The 17,309-nt window shown below is 74.8% G+C and carries 18 protein-coding genes; 2 read left to right on the top strand and 16 right to left on the bottom strand.

Translation table 11 applies throughout. The annotated features are described in order from the left end of the window. Positions 1-57 precede the first annotated feature (57 nt). From hypE to ACFQ6N_RS38470, 15 genes are all read right to left on the bottom strand, one after another. Positions 58-1,047 (bottom strand): hydrogenase expression/formation protein HypE, encoded by a 990-nt coding sequence (hypE, locus tag ACFQ6N_RS38540; protein WP_380658802.1) that lies wholly within the window; start codon positions 1,045-1,047, stop codon positions 58-60. 100 nt (positions 1,048-1,147) lie between these two features. Further along, on the bottom strand, positions 1,148-2,290 hold the full coding sequence (hypD, locus tag ACFQ6N_RS38535; protein WP_380658801.1) for a hydrogenase formation protein HypD: 1,143 nt from the start codon (positions 2,288-2,290) through the stop codon (positions 1,148-1,150). Beyond that, the gene (locus ACFQ6N_RS38530; protein ID WP_380658800.1) at positions 2,287-2,634 is read right to left on the bottom strand and encodes a HypC/HybG/HupF family hydrogenase formation chaperone; all 348 of its coding nucleotides are present in this window, start codon (positions 2,632-2,634) and stop codon (positions 2,287-2,289) included. The genes hypD and ACFQ6N_RS38530 overlap by 4 nt, the downstream gene beginning before the upstream one ends. After that, positions 2,634-4,958, bottom strand: coding sequence for a carbamoyltransferase HypF (gene hypF, locus ACFQ6N_RS38525; RefSeq protein WP_380658798.1), 2,325 nt, complete (start codon positions 4,956-4,958; stop codon positions 2,634-2,636). Before hypF ends, ACFQ6N_RS38530 begins: the two co-directional genes overlap by 1 nt. Continuing rightward, entirely contained in the window at positions 4,955-5,806 is an 852-nt protein-coding gene (gene hypB / locus ACFQ6N_RS38520; protein WP_380658797.1) for a hydrogenase nickel incorporation protein HypB, read from the bottom strand. Before hypB ends, hypF begins: the two co-directional genes overlap by 4 nt. A 5-nt stretch (positions 5,807-5,811) precedes the next feature. Further along, positions 5,812-6,192, bottom strand: coding sequence for a hydrogenase maturation nickel metallochaperone HypA (hypA, locus tag ACFQ6N_RS38515; protein WP_380658795.1), 381 nt, complete (start codon positions 6,190-6,192; stop codon positions 5,812-5,814). 134 nt (positions 6,193-6,326) lie between these two features. Next, positions 6,327-6,431, bottom strand: coding sequence for a DUF6893 family small protein (locus ACFQ6N_RS38510; protein ID WP_380658794.1), 105 nt, complete (start codon positions 6,429-6,431; stop codon positions 6,327-6,329). After that, complete coding sequence (locus tag ACFQ6N_RS38505) at positions 6,425-6,931, bottom strand: hydrogenase maturation protease (protein WP_380658793.1); 507 nt, start codon at positions 6,929-6,931, stop codon at positions 6,425-6,427. The genes ACFQ6N_RS38510 and ACFQ6N_RS38505 overlap by 7 nt, the downstream gene beginning before the upstream one ends. Then, entirely contained in the window at positions 6,928-8,316 is a 1,389-nt protein-coding gene (locus tag ACFQ6N_RS38500) for a hypothetical protein (protein WP_380658792.1), read from the bottom strand. The genes ACFQ6N_RS38505 and ACFQ6N_RS38500 overlap by 4 nt, the downstream gene beginning before the upstream one ends. Next, positions 8,313-8,957, bottom strand: coding sequence for a DUF6084 family protein (locus ACFQ6N_RS38495; RefSeq protein WP_380658791.1), 645 nt, complete (start codon positions 8,955-8,957; stop codon positions 8,313-8,315). The genes ACFQ6N_RS38500 and ACFQ6N_RS38495 overlap by 4 nt, the downstream gene beginning before the upstream one ends. After that, entirely contained in the window at positions 8,954-9,601 is a 648-nt protein-coding gene (locus tag ACFQ6N_RS38490; RefSeq protein WP_380658790.1) for a DUF5947 family protein, read from the bottom strand. Before ACFQ6N_RS38490 ends, ACFQ6N_RS38495 begins: the two co-directional genes overlap by 4 nt. Next, positions 9,598-10,065 (bottom strand): thioredoxin, encoded by a 468-nt coding sequence (locus tag ACFQ6N_RS38485; RefSeq protein WP_380658789.1) that lies wholly within the window; start codon positions 10,063-10,065, stop codon positions 9,598-9,600. The genes ACFQ6N_RS38490 and ACFQ6N_RS38485 overlap by 4 nt, the downstream gene beginning before the upstream one ends. Beyond that, a complete protein-coding gene (locus tag ACFQ6N_RS38480; RefSeq protein ID WP_380658787.1) occupies positions 10,062-11,849 on the bottom strand; it encodes a nickel-dependent hydrogenase large subunit in 1,788 nt (595 codons plus the stop codon). The genes ACFQ6N_RS38485 and ACFQ6N_RS38480 overlap by 4 nt, the downstream gene beginning before the upstream one ends. An 86-nt stretch (positions 11,850-11,935) precedes the next feature. Continuing rightward, complete coding sequence (locus ACFQ6N_RS38475) at positions 11,936-12,982, bottom strand: hydrogenase expression protein HypE (protein WP_380658786.1); 1,047 nt, start codon at positions 12,980-12,982, stop codon at positions 11,936-11,938. A 132-nt stretch (positions 12,983-13,114) separates the two neighbouring features. Further along, a complete protein-coding gene (locus ACFQ6N_RS38470) occupies positions 13,115-14,806 on the bottom strand; it encodes an enoyl-CoA hydratase-related protein (protein ID WP_380658785.1) in 1,692 nt (563 codons plus the stop codon). Between the two features lie 508 nt (positions 14,807-15,314). Here ACFQ6N_RS38470 and ACFQ6N_RS38465 point away from each other — a divergent pair. Together ACFQ6N_RS38465 and ACFQ6N_RS38460 are read left to right on the top strand one after the other, a co-directional pair. Beyond that, a complete protein-coding gene (locus ACFQ6N_RS38465) occupies positions 15,315-15,818 on the top strand; it encodes an N-acetyltransferase (protein ID WP_380658784.1) in 504 nt (167 codons plus the stop codon). Positions 15,819-16,008: 190 nt separating this feature from the next. Continuing rightward, positions 16,009-16,431, top strand: coding sequence for an SsgA family sporulation/cell division regulator (locus ACFQ6N_RS38460; protein WP_380658783.1), 423 nt, complete (start codon positions 16,009-16,011; stop codon positions 16,429-16,431). 89 nt (positions 16,432-16,520) lie between these two features. Here ACFQ6N_RS38460 and ACFQ6N_RS38455 read toward each other — a convergent pair whose 3' ends face one another. Continuing rightward, positions 16,521-17,162, bottom strand: a complete 642-nt coding sequence (locus tag ACFQ6N_RS38455) for an L-threonylcarbamoyladenylate synthase (RefSeq protein WP_380658782.1) — start codon at positions 17,160-17,162, stop codon at positions 16,521-16,523. Positions 17,163-17,309 lie beyond the last annotated feature (147 nt).

Raw genomic sequence — 17,309 nt, 5'->3', positions numbered from 1 at the left:
GGGGGGGGGGGGGGCGGGGGGCGCCCCCGCGGCGGGGCCGGCGGGCCCCGGCCGCGGTCAGCAGATCCGCGGCAGCTGTTCGCCCAGCGGCAGGTCCACCACCCTGGTCCCGCCGAACCCCGTCCGGGCCACCACCATGCCCGGGTGGTCCTCGACGCACTCGCCGATCACCACCGCCTCCGCGCCCAGCGGGTGGGCGCGCATCGCGGCGAGCACCGCGTCCGCCTCGCGACGCGGCACGAAGGCCACCAGCTTGCCCTCGTTGGCCACGTACATCGGGTCGAGGCCCAGCAGCGCGCAGGCGTTGGCCACCGCCTCCGGCACCGGGACGGCGCGTTCGCTGAGCGTCACACCCACTCCGGCCGCCGCCGCGATCTCGTTGAGCGCCGCCGCCAGCCCGCCCCGGGTGGGGTCGCGCAGCACGTGCAGGTCCGGGGTGACCGCCAGCATCGCCTCGACCAGGCCGCCGAGCGCCGCGCAGTCGCTGCGCACCCGGACCCCGAACTCCAGGCCCTCCCGGACGCTCATGATCGCGATCCCGTGCAGCCCGATCGGCCCGCTGACGATCACCACGTCGCCGGGCACGGCCCGTTGCGGCCGGATGTCGACCCCGGCCGGGACGAGCCCGATCCCGGCGGTGTTCAGGTAGATCCCGTCCCCGTGTCCGGATTCGACCACCTTGGTGTCCCCGGTGACCACCTCGACCCCGGCGGTCCGGGCGGCGGCGCCGAGCGCCCTGGCCACCCGGTCCACCACGGCCATCTCCACCCCCTCCTCCAGGATGAACCCGCAGGACAGGTACGCCGCCCGGGCACCGCTCATCGCGAGGTCGTTGACCGTGCCGTTGACGGCGAGGTCCCCGATGCCGCCGCCGGGGAAGAACAGCGGCCGCACCACGTAGGAGTCGGTGGAGAAGGCGAGCCGGGCCCCGCCCAGGTCCAGTACGGCGGAGTCGCCGAGCCCGGCGAGGGCCGGTCCGCCGAAGGCCGGCGCGAAGAGGTTCTCGACCAGTTCGGCGGAGAGCGCCCCGCCCCCGCCGTGCCCCATCACCACCCGGGGGTGGTCGCGCAGCGGCAGCGGGCAGGTCCAGCCGGAGAAGTCGGGCGCGGGCGGCGCCTCCGGGGCCGCCCCGGTGAGGATCTCGGTGTCAGCCAACGGGGCTCGCCTCCCTGGGCGCGTTCGCCTGGCCGGTCGGGGCCGTCGTGCCCAGCCGCCGGTAGAGGTAGTACGCGGCGCAGGCCCCCTCGCTGGAGACCATGGTGGCGCCGAGCGGGGTGCGCGGGGTGCAGACCGTGCCGAAGGCCTCGCACTGGTGCGGCTTCAGCAGGCCTTGCAGCACCTCGCCGGCCCGGCACTCGGCGGGTTCGCGGGTGGTGATCCCCGCGACGTCGAAGCGCTGCTCGGCGTCGTGGTCCCGGTAGCGCGACGAGAGCCGCCAGCCGCTCAGCGGGATCACCCCGATGCCCCGCCAGGCGCGGTCGGTCACCTCGAAGACGTCCTCCAGCATGGCGCGGGCCGCCGGGTTGCCCTCCGGCCGGACGGCACGCGGGTAGGCGTTGTCGACGGTGTGCTCCCCGCGCTCCAACTGCCGTACGGTACGCCGGATCCCCTCCAGGATGTCCAGCGGCTCGAAGCCGGTGACGACGATCGGCACCCGGTGGCGCTCGGCCAGCGCCGGGTACTCCCCGGTGCCCATCACGCTGCACACGTGCCCGGCGGCGAGGAAGCCCTGGACCCGGCAGTCCGGCGACTCCATGATCGCGTCGATCGCCGGGGGCACCCGGACGTGCGAGACCAGCATGCTGAAGTTCCGCAGGCCCTGCTTCCGGGCCAGGTGGACGGCCATCGCGTTCGGCGGCGCGGTGGTCTCGAACCCGATGCCGAAGAAGACGACCTCGCGGTCCGGGTTCTCCCGGGCGACCTTCAGCGCGTCGAGCGGCGAGTACACCACCCGGACGTCACCGCCTTCGCTGCGGACCCGGAACAGGTCCCGGTCGGTGCCGGGCACCCGCAGCATGTCCCCGAAGGAGCAGAAGACCACCCCGGGCCGGGCCGCGATCGCCAGCGCCCGGTCGATCACCTCCAGCGGGGTGACGCACACCGGGCAGCCCGGGCCATGGATCAACTCGACTTCCTCCGGCAGGAGTTGGTCGATGGCGTGCCGGATGATGCTGTGCGTCTGACCGCCGCACACCTCCATCAGCGCCCACGGCCGGGTGACCGTCGCCCTGATGTCCGCGAGCAGGCCCTCGGCCAGCTCCGGGTTGCGGAACTCCTCCAGGTACTTCACCGTCCGGCCTCCTCAGCCGCTCGTGCCGCGCCCGGCTCCCCCGGCGCCGCCGGCCCCTCCCACTGACCGTCCGCCCCGAACCGCCCCGCCGCTTCCCACGGATCGCCGAACTCCTCCTGGAGCAGGCCGAGTTCCTCGAACAGCGCGAGGGTGTGCCGGGCCGACTCCTCGTCCAGCCGCTGGAGCGCGAAACCCACGTGGACGATCGCGTAGTCGCCCACCGCCAGGTCGGGCAGGTACTCCAGGCACACGTCCTTGACCACCCCTCCGAAGTCCATCACCGCCATCCGGGTCCCGTCCCGCTCACCGATCTCCGTCACCCTGCCGGGCACCGCCAGGCACATCAGCCCTCACTCCTCCCGGGGGCCGCCGTCCGGGCGGCCACCATCAGCTGGCCGAGCGCCAGCCCTCCGTCGTTGGGCGGCACCCGGCGGTGCCGCAGCACGGTGAAGCCGTCCTCCCCGAGGCCGCGCGCGCAGGCCGAGGAGAGCAGGGCGTTGGCGAAGACTCCGCCGCTGAGCGCCACCGTGGCCGTGCCGTGCCGTTCCCGGACGGCCGCGCAGATCCGCCGGACCAGGTCGGCCACCGCGGTGTGGAACCGCGCGGCGACCAGCCCGCCGGGCGCGCCCGAGGAGACGTCCGCGACCACCGCGGCCAGCACCGGCCCCGGGTCGGCGATCCAGCCGTCCCCGCCGGGCGGCAGCCCGAACGCGTAGCCCGCCGCCGGGCCGGACGCGACGGCCGCCGCCTCCAGTTCGACCGCCGCCTGGGCCTCGTAGCCGGACCGGTGGCAGATCCCGGCGAGCGAGGACACCGCGTCGAACAGCCGGCCCATGCTGGAGGTCGGCACGCAGTTCAGCCCGATCTCCAACTGGCGCTCCAGCAGCTGGAGTTCGTCGGCCGGGCAGGCCTCGACCGGCGGCAGCCCGGCCGTCCAGGGCAGTCCGGCGGCGCGCAGGTGCGCCAGCGCCGTCCGGTACGGGCGCTCGACCGCCGCGTCCCCGCCCGGCAGCGGCACGTACCCGAGGTGGGCGAGGCGGCGGAACCCGTCGTAGTCGGCGAGCAGCGCCTCGCCGCCCCAGATCGCGCCGTCCTCGCCGTAGCCGGTGCCGTCGAAGGCCAGGCCGAGCACCGGCCGGCTGCCGTCCAGGCCGTGCTCGGCCATCACGGCGGCGATGTGCGCGTGGTGGTGCTGCACCCGGTGCACCGGGCGGCCGGCGGCGGTCCGTTCGGCGTGCCGGACCGAGCGGTAGCCGGGGTGCCGGTCGGCGACCAGCAGTTCGGGCCGCACCCCGCTGACCGTGGTGAGCCGGTCGACCGCGCGGTCGAAGGCGCGCAGCGTGGACAGGTCGTCCATGTCCCCGATGTGGCCGGACAGCCAGGCGTAGCCGTCGCGGGCCAGCGCGAAGGCGTTCTTCAGGTCGCCCCCGACCGCCAGTGCCGGGCGGACCGGCACCGGCAGCGGGAGCGGCAGCGGCGCGTACCCGCGCGAACGGCGCAGCGGCAGCTGTTCGCCGTCCACCACCCGCACCACCGAGTCCTCGCACGGGACGTGGATCGGCCGGTCGTGGGCGAGCCGGCCGTCGACCAGCGGGGCGAGCCGCTCCAGGGCCTCCCGGTCGTCGGTGACGATCGGCTCCCCGGAGAGGTTGGCGCTGGTCATCACCAGCAGGTCCGGCCCCGGCGCGGCGAGCAGCAGATGGTGCAGCGGGGTGTACGGGAGCATCACCCCGAGGTCGGGGCTGCCCGGGGCCACCGCCGCGATCCCGGGCGGCGGACCGCCGGCGCGGCGCAGCAGGACGATCGGCCGGACGGGCCCGGTGAGGAGTTCGCGCTCGACCGGGTCCACCGGCAGCAGGCCCTCGACCGTGGCGAGGTCACGGGCCATCAGGGCGAACGGCTTGTCGCCGCGCCGCTTGCGGCGGCGCAGCAGGGCGACGGCCCCGGCGTCACGGGCGTCGCAGGCGAGGTGGTAGCCGCCGATGCCCTTGACGGCGAGGACCGCCCCGGCGGCCAGCAGCCGGCGGGCCCCGGTGAGCGCGTCCTCGCCGGCGCGGTCGGCCCGGCCGGGCACGGTGAGGGTGAGCCGGGGCCCGCAGGCGTGGCAGGAGACGGGCTGCGCGTGGAAGCGGCGGTCGGCCGGGTCGGTGTACTCCCGGGCGCAGTCCGGGCACATCGGGAAGCCTGCCATGGTGGTCGCGGCCCGGTCGTACGGCAGGCCGGTCACGATGGTGAAGCGGGGGCCGCAGTTGGTGCAGCTGATGAACGGGTGCCGGTGGCGGCGGTCGGCCGGGTCGGCGAGTTCGGCGAGGCAGTCGGCGCAGACGGCGACGTCGGGCGGGATCAGGGCGGCCCGGGGGCCGTCGGCCCGGGACGCGGTGATGGCGAAGCCGGTCGCGCCGGTGGCGGCGAGCGCCGTGTGGTCGACGGAGGCCACCTGCGCCAGCGGTGGCGCGTCGCTGGCCACCCGTCGGCAGAACGCCTCCACCGCGGCGCGGCTGCCCTCGACCTCGGCCAGGACGCCCTCGCCGGTGTTGGTGACGCTGCCCGCCAGGCCGAGTTCACCGGCCAGGGTGTAGACGAAGGGCCGGAAGCCGACCCCCTGGACGAGGCCGCGGACGGAGACCTGCCGCCGTTCGCGGTCGCGTTCCCGGTGACCGGTCGTCACCGGGCCTCCCCGGCCACCGTGTGCTCGTGCCCGTGCGCGTGCCCGTCCCCGTGGTCGTGCGTGTGCGAGAGCCCGTGGTCGTGCCCGTGCGCGTGCGAGTGTCCGCCCCCGTGGGAGTGCGAGTGCCCGGGGGTCTGCGAGGGCCCGTGCGAGTGCCCCGGCCCGGCGGACATCACCGGCCGGTGCGGCTCGGCGCCGTCCAGCACAGCCGTCGCCCGCTCCAGCAGGGCCCCGACGCCCTCCCCGGTGCGGGCCGAGGTGTGCACCACCTCCACCCCGGGGTTGACCCGCCGGACGTTCGCCGTGAACGTCGCCTCGTCGAACTCGGCCGCCGCGGCGAGGTCGGTCTTGGTGACCAGCACCAGGTTGGCCAGGCCGAACGCGGTGGGGTACTTGAGCGGCTTGTCCTCGCCCTCGGTGACAGAGGCCAGCACCACCCGCAGCGACTCGCCCAGGTCGTAGGAGGCCGGGCAGACCAGGTTGCCGACGTTCTCCACGAAGAGCAGCCGGCAGTCCTGCGGCAGCCAGCCGTCGAGGTGCCCGGCGAGCATCCGCGCCTCCAGGTGGCAGAGCCCGTCGGTGAGCACCTGCTTGACCGGCGCGCCGGAACGGGCCAGCCGTAGCGCGTCGTTCTCGGTGGCGAGGTCGGCGGTCAGCGCGGCGACCGGCAGGCCGCGCCGCCGGGCGAGCCCCAACTCGGCCTCCAGCAGCGCGGTCTTGCCGCTGCCGGGGCTTGACAGCAGGTTCACCGCCACCGTGCCCCGGGCGGCCAGTGCCGCCCGCAGTTCGCGGGCGCTGTCGTCGTTGCGGGCGAGGACCGCCTGGCGGAGGTCGACCGTGCGGCACATCGGCATCAGCCTTTCTGTTCGGCCGGGACGTCCGGGTCCACTGCCCACCGGACGTCGAGGATCTGGAGCTCGCGCCCGGACAGCAGCTCGACGCCGCCTCCTCCGGAGCAGGTCGGGCAGCCGAGGTCCGGGGGCATGCCGACGGCCCACTCGGTGTCGCAGGGCCGGCAGCGGGCCCGGGCCGGGACCGCCTCGGTGTGCAGGGCCGCGCCCTCCACCAGCGTTCCGACGCAGGCCAGTTCGAAGCAGAAGTGCAGGGCCTGGGGGACGACCCCGGCCAGTTCGCCCACCCGGAGCCGGACGGTGGCCACGCCGGGGGCCCCGTGTTCGCGCGCGGCCGCGTCGACCTGCTCGACGACGGCGGCGGCGATCGACATCTCGTGCATCGGTCCCCTTCCACGGCGGGCGGCAGCGGGTGCTGCCACGAGGCGCGCCCCATTACAAGGGGCGCCGGCGGCGGCGGCTCGAAGCCGCGCCGCCCGGCGCACCCCGGGCTGCACCGTTCGCAGCAATGCGCGGCTCACATCCGCGAGATCTTCAGGTACCGCCGGAGGTCGGGCAGACTCTGCCAGACCAGTGCGCCGATCCCGGCCAGCAGGGCCGCGCAGAACAGTTTCCTCAGCATGGTGTCGTCTCCCTCTCCGGCTGCGCGGTCTCGTCCACGACCCGCAGGACCACTCGGACCGCCTCGTCGACGGCCGCGGCGACGGGCTCGCTCAGCCCGATGCCCTCCTCCAGCACGGCCGGCTCGCAGCCGACCACCAGCACCCGCCCGGGCGGCTCGCCGCCGGTGCCGGCGGCGAGCGTGGCGAGCAGACCGAGCACCGCGTCCGGCCCCATCCGGTGCCCGTCCAGCACCGGCGCCTCCGCCGGTTCGGCGGACGCCTCGATGAGGTAGACGGTGCCGGGGGCGCCGCCGCGGCAGGTGGCGTCGACCAGGACGGCGGTCCGGTAGCCGTCGAGCAGCCGGTACGCCAGGTCGACGCCGCGCACGCCGGTGTCGACCACGTCGACGCCGGGCGGCAGCGGGTGGGCGCCCAGCCGCCGGACGGTCTCCACGCCGAACCCGTCGTCGCCGAGGAAGACGTTGCCCACTCCGGCGACCAGGACCCGACCGCGGTTCACCGGCCCTCTCCCGGCCCGGCGCCGTCCAGCGGGGTGACCTCGTCGGGCTGGAAGTAGCGGAAGCGTCCCTGCGCCCGCCACAGGTCGGCGCCCGGGTCGTCCTCCACCGTGACGGCCAGGTGCACCGAGCCGTCGACGTCGTGCAGCACCGCCTCGACCACGCCGGTCCGGCCGGCCAGGAAGAGGTCCTGGGCGTCGGTGCGCCGCAGGCCGGGCCGCAGCAGGACCCGGCTGCCCGCGCCGACCTGGCGGCCGTCGACCAGCACCCGGTCCCGCTCGGGGTCGACCTCGGGGTCGTCGCCCGGGTCCCACCAGGGCTGCTCGGCGCCGGGGCCGGCCCCGGTGGCCTCGCGCAGCCCGCGGATGGCGCCGTGCAGGCGCTCCAGCACCTCGGGCGGCATGGAGTCCGCCAGGTCGATCACGGCGGCGGCGCGTTCGTCGGTGCCCCGGGCCTCGCGCTTCTCCTGGTCGGTCAGGGCCGCCGTCCGCAGCGCCAGGATCTCGTCGATCTCGGTGGCGTCGTAGAGGGTGCCGAGGCTCTCCGGTGCCACCCGGGGGTGGTCCTCCAGGATGATCGGCGAGGACAGCAGCACGCCGCGCTCGCCCTCGGGGCCGGCCAGCACGGGCCAGGTGTGCCGGCTGCGGCAGCGTTCGACGGCCGGCCGGGCCCACTCGGGCGGGTCGGTGGCCGACACGAAGCGGCCGTGCTCCAGTCCGAGCAGCAGGTGGGCGGAGACCAGGGAGCGCGGCAGCGCCTCCTCCCGGGTGGCGCGCCGGGGCGGCTCCCAGGTGGAGACGTTCTCCACGACGGCGGTCAGCCGCTGCGCCCGGTAGGGGCCCGGCAGGTCCTCGACGGTCAACCGCAGCAGGCCGTCGACCTGTTCGCGGCGCCGGACGAGCCGTCCGACCGGGGTCCCGTGCTCGCACAGCAGCTCGGTCCCGCCGACGCCCGGCAGCCGGAACGTCCGCTGCACCCCTTCGTCGGTCAACTCGTCCACCGGGATGAGGAGTTCGACGCGTTCCTCGACGCCCTCGTCCCACTCGACGAGCACCCGGTCGGCGAGTTCCAGCCGTTCCACCTGCTCGAACCGGCCGGTGGCCGTGGCCCGTTCGACGGTGCGCCGCTGGACCCGCAGGAAGCGCAGCTCGACCGCCAGCCGGTCCTCGCCGCGCGCCTCCAGCACGCACTCGGTGCGCTGGTGCGAGTGCTCGCCGCCCTGCGCGGTGTACTCCGGCGGGACCAGGACGCCGAACTGCCAGCGCAGCCGGTTCTTGGCCGCGGAGGCGCGGTACGGGTAGAGCACGTAGCCCTCCAGCAGCACCGCGTCGGCGATCTGCCGGGCCGCCGCGAAGCCGCGCTCGATCCCGGCCGGGAAGCCGCTCACCGGACGCCCTCCTCGGCCGGGGCCGCCGTCAGCAGCTCCCGCACCGTGGCCTCCCAGGAGGGCAGCGCCCGCCGGGAGCGGTAGGCCAGCAGTTCGTCCATCAGGCCGTCGGGCAGGCGCAGCCAGCCACAGCCGGGGAAGTGCTGGTCGACGGCCTCCCGCCAGACCCGTACCGGCATCCGCACCGAGGCCTCCTTGTCCCAGGGCACCGGGGTGACCCGGAAGCCGCCGGGGCCGGCGAAGGCGGTGCCGGAGAAGAGCAGCAGCAGCGGCACCTCGCCGCCGTCGAGCGCCCGGAAGTAGCGGGCGGAGGCCACCTCCAGGTCGTAGCTGCACGGCACCGGGAGGTCGGTCTCGGTCTCGCCGGTGAAGCCGGGCACCATCAGCGGCACGGTGGCGAACTGGATCGGGTGGAGCGTGTTCGCCCAGCGTTCCCGCTCGCCGAACAGGTCGGCCAGCCGCCCGCCCTCCGGTTCGCCGTAGGAGCGGCGGCCGGGTTCGATCCGCAGCTGGCAGCGGAGCATGAGGGCGTGCACCGGGGTGTCGGGCGGCGCCGTGATGCGCAGCCGGAACACCAGGGTGGGCGAGGCCGCGTACGGGTCGGAGCGCACGCCGGTGCAGCTGAAGCCGAGCGCCGTCACGCCGTCACCGCCGCGGGCAGCGGACCGGAGCGGTCGGTCAACCGGCGGAAGAACGCGTCGAGTTCGGCCCGGGCCTCGGCTCCGCCGTCGAAGCCGTGCCAGCAGCGCCGCAGCCTGCCGACCAGCTCGTAGCAGACGTCGATCGGCACCAGGAAGCAGGCGACGCCGTCGTGGGTGCGGCGCACCAGCAGCGCCTCCACGTCCGGTTCCAGCGCGGCGGCGAGCCGGCTGGCGCCGAGGGCGCGGTCCCAGGTCTCCTGGTCGAGTTCGCTCTCGGTGGCGCCGGCCGGGCCGGGGTAGAAGGCGAGCAGCCGGTCCAGGACGGCGTTGCGGAGCAGGAAGGCGGTGCCGACGGGGATGCCCAGCACCGACCACGCCTGATCGTCCAACTCGCCGTCCGGGTCGTGGAGGTAGCGGTCGGGCACGGTGCGGAAGCGGCCGGCGACGGTGCCCGACTGTCGGAACAGCAGGCCGCAGGCGGTGCAGGCGCAGGCCAGGGCCCGTTCCTCGACGTCCACCAGGTGGCGGTGGCCGGGCGGGAGGTCCCGGCCGCAGAAGCCGCACTGCTCGGGCCGGGGCGGGAGGGGCTCGCGCAGCCGGTGCAGCAGGGCGGTCCCGTCGCGGGAGATCCGGCGGGTGTTCACCGTGCCTCCGCGGTCTGCGGCGGGCGGGTGCCGATCTGGAGCAGCTGCGGGGCGCGTTCCAGGTCCACGGCCGTCACCTCGGGCGCGTGGCAGGCGAGGACGGCTTCCACGTCGCCGTCCGCGCAGCCGCAGCCGGAGGCGGTCCGGCGCAGCCGAAGGACGCCGGTGCCGGGGTCGTAGCCGAGCGTTTCGAGGCGCTCGGGCAGGGTGGCGAGCGCCCGGTCGATCCGGGCGGTGACGTCCTCGGGGTGCAGGTCGTGCAGGAGCAGCAGTCCGGCCACCGCCGGGTCGTCCAGCATCCGCTCCAGCGCGGGCGGGGGCAGCGCGGGGACGATCCGGGCCAGCCCCTGGCCGTAGAACTCCATGAGGTCGCGGACGAGTTGCTCGCCGGCCTGCTCGGCGCCGCTGCCGGCCAGCGCGTCCAGGGCGTCCTGGATCCGCAGCCCGGTCTGTTCGGCCGTCATGCGGTCAGCCCGCTGAGCCCGGTGGGCACGTGCATGGTCTGCACGGTGCGTCCGCCGCCGACGTACATGTGCACGCCGCAGGGCAGACAGGGGTCGAAGCTGCGCACCGCGCGCATGATGTCGATGCCCTTGAAGGTGTCCGGCGGGTTCTCCTCGAAGATCGGGGTGTTCTGCACGGCGTCCTCGTACGGGCCGGGGGTGCCGTAGCTGTCGCGGACGCTGGCGTTCCACGGGGTCGGCGGGTACGGGTGGTAGTTGGCGATCTTGCCGTCGCGGATCACCATGTGGTGCGAGAGCACGCCGCGCACGGCCTCGGTGAAGCCGCAGCCGATCGACTCGTCCGGCACCTCGAAGCGCTCCCAGGTCTGGCTGCGTCCGGCGCGCACCTCGGCGAGCGCCTTCTCGGCGAAGTGCAGGGCGGCGGCGGCCGCGTACGCCTGGAAGTAGGTGCGGGCGCGGTTGCGTTCGAGGGCGTTGCTCCACTGCGGGATCTTCCACTCGAAGGTGACCTCCGGCTTGGTCATCGAGCGGGGCAGGTTGATCCGCACGCTGTGCCCGGTGGCCTTGATGTAGCCGATGTCGACCAGTCCGGACAGGGCGGTGGACCACAGCCGGGCGATCGGGCCGCCGCCGGTGTCGAGGGCGAGGTGGTCCTTGCCGTCGAACCAGCGCGGGGACATCACCCAGCTGTACTTGTCGTCGAAGTTGCGCTTCTGCGGCTGCGGGATGGTGTGCTGGTTCCACGGGTGGCGGGGGTCGACCGGGTTGCCCAACGGGTCGTGGGTGACGAAGAGTTCCTTGCCCTGCCAGTCCTCGTAGTAGGAGCTGCCGAGCAGGATCCGGATGCCGAGGTTGATCTCCGTCAGGTCGTTGGTGACGAGCTTGCCGTCCACGACGACGCCCGGGGTGACGAACATCTTCCGGCCCCAGTCCGTCATGTTGCGGTACGTGAAGTCGCAGTGGTCCGGGTCGTTGAGGCTGCCCCAGCAGCCGAGCAGGATCCGCCGGCGGCCGACCTCCTCGTAGCCGGGCAGCGCCTCGTAGAAGAAGTCGAAGAGGTCGTCGTGCAGCGGCACGACCTTCTTCATGAACTCGACGTAGCGCATCAGCCGGGTCAGGTAGTCGGTGAACAGCTGCACCGTCGCGACCGTGCCGACGCCGCCCGGGTAGAGCGTGGAGGGGTGCACGTGGCGGCCCTCCATCAGGCAGAACATCTCCCGGGTGTACCGGCTGACCTGGAGCGCCTCGCGGTAGAACTCACCCTCGATCGGGTTGAGCGAGCGCATGATGTCGGCGATGGTCCGGTACCCGTGGTCGGCGGCGTGCGGCGCCTCGGTGCGCTCGGCCTTCTCCAGGACTCCCGGGTTGGTCTCGCGGACCATCTTCTCGCAGTAGTCGACCCCGACCAGGTTCTCCTGGAAGATGTTGTGGTCGAACATGTACTCGGCGGCCTCGCCGAGGTTGATGATCCACTCGCCGAGGTGCGGGGGCTTCACCCCGTACGCCATGTTCTGGGTGTAGACCGAACAGGTGGCGTGGTTGTCGCCGCAGATCCCGCAGATCCGGCTGGTGATGAAGTGCGCGTCGCGCGGGTCCTTGCCGCGCATGAAGACGCTGTACCCGCGGAAGACCGAGGAGGTGCTGTAGCACTCCGCGACGCGCTTCTGCTTGAAGTCGATCTTCGTGTGGATGCCCAGGCTGCCCACGATGCGGGTGATCGGGTCCCAGGACATCTCGGTCAGGCCGCTGCCGTCGCCGGCCGCCCTCGTCGTCGGTGTTGCCATCGTTGCTGTCGTGTCCTTCTCTGCCGGGGGCGGGGGCGGGGCGGCGGCGAGGGGCCGCACACCGGACGGTGTGCGGCCCTGCGGCGTCACCAGGGCGGGCGGTAGCCCGTGGTCAGGCGGCTGCCGGTGCGGCGCCACTTCGGTTCCTTGTCGACGGTGCGCTGGGTGATCTCGCGCAGCCGGCGGATCAGCGACCCGTAGGCGCTGCTGGCACCGGTGGAGACCCGCGAGCCGGGCGGCGGGTCCATGAAGGGCATGAACTTGTCCGGGAAGCCCGGCATGGTGCAGGCGATGCAGATGCCGCCCACGTTCGGGCAGCCGCCGATCCCGTTGGTCCAGCCGCGCTTGGCGACGTTGCACTTGACGACCGGGCCCCAGCAGCCGAGCCGCACCAGGCACTCGGGCGTGCCGTAGTCGGTGGCGAACTGGCCCTGCTCGTAGTAGCCGCCCCGGTCGCAGCCCTCGTGCACGGTGGCGCCGAACAGCCAGGCCGGGCGCAGCTTGTCGTCCAGCGGGATCATCGGCGCGGAGCCGGCCAGCTGGTACAGCAGGTAGGTGAGCGTCTCGGCGAAGTTGTCGGGCTGGATCGGGCAGCCCGGCACGCAGACGATCGGCAGGCCGGCCTTGGACGTCCAGTCCCAGCCGAGGTAGTCCGGCACGCCCATCGCACCGGTCGGGTTGCCGGCCATCGCGTGGATGCCGCCGTACGTGGCGCAGGTTCCGATCGCGACCACCGCGGTGGCCTTGGGGGCGAGCCGGTCCAGCCACTCACTGGTGGTGATGGGCTGGCCGGTGGCGGGGTCGTCGCCGAAGCCGCACCAGTAACCCTCCTTCTTGATCTTCTCGTTGGGGATGGACCCCTCGACGACCAGGACGAACGGTTCGATCTCGCCGCGGTCCGCCTTGAAGAACCACTCGACGAAGTTGTCCGCGCCCTGGACCGGGCCGCACTCGAAGTCGATCAGCGGCCAGTGCACGGCGACCTTCGGCAGGCCGGGCAGCGTGCCGGTGACGATCTCCTCGATGCTGGGCTGCATCGCGGCGGTCAGCGAGACGGAGTCGCCGTCGCAGCTGAGGCCGGCGTTGATCCAGAGAATGTGCACCACGTCGGTGGCGGTGGTTGCAGCACCCATGAGGATGCCTCCTCGGGGATGGGAGCCGGACGAAATGGCTCGAACCCAGTCATAGCAACACTCCGGACCGGCCGCCGGTCCGCGAACCCGTCCGGGCGGGCCGGGGAGCGCAAGCCGGGCGGGCCGTCCGGGTCACGTCCCGGCGAGGAGCCCGGCGGGCACCGGGCGCTTGTGGACGAACGCGGCCCGCAGCGCGTGGTACGGCGATTCGGGGGTGAAGAACTGCCGGCGCATCACCGCCAGCTCCTCCTCGCGGTAGGCCGCGAGCGGCTTGGCCGCCTCGTCCGCCTCGCGCGCGGCCTTCTTCGCCGCGGTCCGCCGCTGCGCGGTGGGCGAGGCGGCGAGCAGCCCGGCCAGCCGGGCCGCGGCCGCCCCGAACTCCTGCGGACCGCAGTCCAGGACGCGGTCGACCAGGCCGATCCGCTCCGCCGACGCGGCGGACACCGGCAGCGCCCGCCGGGTCAGCCGCTCGGCCTCCGCCGGGCCGACCCGGCGCGGAAGGGTGTACGTCCAGTACTCCGAGCCGTGGAGCCCCATCAGCCGGTAGTGCGGGTTGAGGACGGCGCCCGAGCGGCACCACACCTCGTCCGCCGCCAGGGCCAGCATCATCCCGCCGGCCGCCGCGTTCCCGCCGAGGGCGGCGACCACCAGGCGGTCGGTGGTGGTGAGCACCTCCTCGACCAGGTCGTCCATCGCGGTGATGTTCGCCCAGGACTCCGCGGCCGGGTCCGGCGCGGCCTCGATCACATTGAGGTGGATGCCGTTGGCGAAGAAGTCCCGGCCGCCGCCGAGCACCAGGACCGAGGTCGGGCGGCCGAGCGCGAAGCGGTACGCCGCCCGCAGCCGGCGGCAGTGGTCGGTGGCCATCGCACCGCCCGGGAACGCGAAGCGCAGGAAGCCCACCGGGCCTTCCTCGCGGTAGGCGATGTCCGTCCAGACGGGCCGCGCGCCCTGGTCCGCCATCAGCGGCGCCGCCACCTCCGGCAGCGGGGGCAGCGCGTCGCCGAGGGCGGTGACCGCCGGGAGCTTGACTGGCCCGGGCCCGCCCGGCACCCGCCGGCGCCGCAGTTCGGGGATCCACACCGCGCCGTCGCGGGTGGCCCGGCAGACGGCCCCGGCGCGGGTGGCGACCAGTTCGCCCGGGCGTCCGCGCAGCAGCGGCTCCGGGTGTCCGCCGTGCAGGTACCAGTCGCCGCCGCACAGGGTGTCGAGCACGCCGGGCCGGGAGTCCGCCGCGCGGAGCTTGCGCAGGACCGCTCCGGTCGGCTCCGCCGCCCAGTCGATCCGGCGCTCCTCCTGGCGCAGCAGGGGGCGTACCCGCACCGGCTCGCGCCAGGACGGGCCGTGCTGCGGCTGCGGCGCGTACGAGCCGGCGGCGAAGCGCTCGACGGCGAGCAGCGCGGCCCGGACGGCGGCGTCGGAGACCTCGTTGCGGTACAGGTCGCTCTTCCCGAGCGCGGGCAGCGCGCAGGGCGCCGAGGCCCAGACCGGTCCGGCGTCCATCGCGGCCTCGGCCTGGAGCACCGTCACGCCCCAGTCGGCGGCGCCCTCCTGGACCGCCCGGTCGAGGGAGGAGGGGCCCCGGTCGCCGGGCGGGCCGGGGTGGACGACCAGGCAGGTGAGCGCCGACCAGACGTCCTCGGGGATCGCGGTGCGCAGCATCGGCGCCAGCAGCAGGTCCGGCTCCAGGGCGGCGATCGACGCCCGCAGCCCGTCGTCGTCCCCGGCGAGCCGGACGTCCACGGTGTGCCGCCGGTCCCGCAGTTCGGCGTACAGGCGCTGGCTGAGGCTGTTGAACGCGCTGGCGAGGAGCAGGATCCGCATGTCTGCCTCCGGGGGTGCGGGCGGCCGGGAACCCGGTGATCATCACCCCCGGTCCGGCGGTCCCCCGCCCCGCCCGGCGTGCCGCGCCGCCCGTTCACCCGAGCGGCGGCTACCGGGGTGACACGCCGGGTGCCGGCCCGGTGCGGCACCGGCTCGGCGTAACGAACGGTCAGGGGCGTGCTGTTGACGACATCGGCCCGGCGGACGAGGTCGACCGGGTCGGGGTGCCGGCCGTCGAGCAGGGCGAGCGGTGCGGCCCGGACGCTCTCCCAGGGGCGCGGTCCGATCGGCAGCGCGCCGGGCGGCATCACCGCCCGGCGCAGGTGGTTCCCGATGTGGGGCAGCCGCACCTCGGGAACCGCATGACAACCGTCGCCGGGAACGGCCGCGGGGACGTGTCCGCCGCGTCGCCGGCGGAGCGGGGCCGCGTCGCCCCGTCATCCCGTTCGCACACGCCCGGCCGATATGGTGAGCGGGCCGGAGCCCGTCTCGGCTAGCCTCCAGGCCCATGACCTGGTTGCCTGCCGATTTCGTCCACCCCGTCCATGTGCCGCTCCCCGGCGGCGGTTACCACCTGCGCCCGATCGCCGGGACCGACACCGAGCTGGACTACCCCGCCGTGATGGGCTCCCGGGAGCGCCTGTGGTCCATCTACGGCGACGCCTGGGGCTGGCCCGTCGCCACCATGACCTACCAGCAGGACCTCGACGACCTGGTCCGGCACGAGCGGGAGATCGCGGCCCACGTGTCGTTCAACTACGCGCTCTTCGACGAGGCGGAGACCGCCCTGCTCGGGTGCGTCTACATCGACCCGCCGCAGAAGGCCGGCGCGGACGCCGAGATCTCCTGGTGGGTGGTGGACGACCGGGTCGGCACCGAACTGGAGCGGGCGCTGGACGCGCTCGTCCCGCGCTGGATCACCGAGGACTGGCCGTTCGAGCGGCCCTGCCACATCGGCCACGAGGTCTCCTGGGCGCAGTGGTCGGCCCGGCCCGAGGCCGACCGGGCCTGAACCGCCGTCGTCCCCGCCGGCGCTGACCGCGGCTGCGGGGACGCCGATGGCCGCATGAACGGGCCAGGCATGCAAGGAAGTTGTGGAGATCGCCCGGCCCCGGACTGCGTCGGCGGGCACCGGGTAGGCGCCGGGGAGGGGCGTCGGCCCACCCGGGGCCGGCGCGTCACGGCCGCAGGAGGGCCATTCGATGCAGATGCCCGCCCACCCGATGCCCGTCACCTTCCCGGACAGCCCGCTGCCCGACGTCCCGGTCGTCGCGGAACTACGGTTCGACCCGAGCCTGCCGTACGCGGCCTGCCTGGCCTTCCCGTCGGCCCGGTGCGACTGCCCCGCCGTCGACGACGCCCGGCTGTGCTGGTACTTCAGCCGCGAACTGCTGAACGAGGGCCGGCACGCCCCGGCGGGCAGCGGCGACGTCCGGGTGCGGCCCGGACCCGACGGCGAGGTCCTCATCACCCTCCGGGGGCCGACCGGGAAGGCCGTGCTCAGCGCCCCGGAGGAGGACGTCACGGCCTTCCTCTCGGACGCCTTCACCCTCGTGCCGGCCGGCTCGGAGTCCGAGTACCTCGATGTCGACGCCGCCCTCGCCCGGCTGCTCGCCGACGACTGACCGGCCCGCGCCGGGCCCCGCGCGGGGCCCGGCGGCACCGGGGCCGAGGTCAGCCGGGGCCGCGCGCCGGGGCCGAGGTCAGCCGGGGCTCAGCGCTCCCGCAGGTCGGGGACGACCTCGCGCAGCGCCTCGGCGCCGATCGCGCCGGCCCGCAGCAGGACCGGGACCTCGCCGGTGACGTCCACGATCGAGGAGGGCACGGCCGCGGCGGTCGGGCCGCCGTCCAGGTAGACGGCCACCGAGTCGCCCAGCATGCCCTGGGCGGCGTCGCAGTCCTGCGGGGAGTCGTGCCCGGTCAGGTTCGCGCTGGAGACCGCCAACGGGCCGGTGGCGTTGAGCAGTTCGATGGCGACCGGGTGCGCGGGCATCCGGACGGCGACCGTGCCGCCGGTCTCGCCGAGGTCCATGTCGACCGACGCCAGGTGCCGGGCGACCACGGTCAGCCCGCCCGGCCAGAAGGCCTTCACCAGCTCCCGCGCCCGGTCCGTCACCTCGACCAGGCCGTCGAGGCCCTCCGGGGAGCCGACCAGCACCGGCGAGGGCATGTTCCGGCCCCGGCCCTTGGCCGCGAGCAGCCGGGCCACCGCCTCCGGCGCGAAGGCGTCCGCGCCCACGCCGTACACGGTGTCCGTGGGCAGGACGACCAGTTCGCCGCGGCGCACGGCCGCCACGGCCTCGCGCAGCCCCGCTGCGCGCTCGGACGCGTCCGAGCAGTCAAAACGACGAGTCATCAGGGTTCTCCACCGGCGGGCCTCGGGCCCGCACCGTTCATCCGGCCCGGCCACCTCACCGGCCGGGCACGACCCGGCCAGACTACCGGTCGGGCCGCCGCTGCCCCGCCCTCGCCCCGTCGGGCGCCCGCCCGCCGGGCCCCGGAC

Source organism: Kitasatospora sp. NPDC056446, assembly GCF_042796115.1.
Classification (GTDB): Bacteria; Actinomycetota; Actinomycetes; order Streptomycetales; family Streptomycetaceae; genus Kitasatospora.
This window is presented reverse-complemented; position numbering and strand designations above follow the sequence as displayed.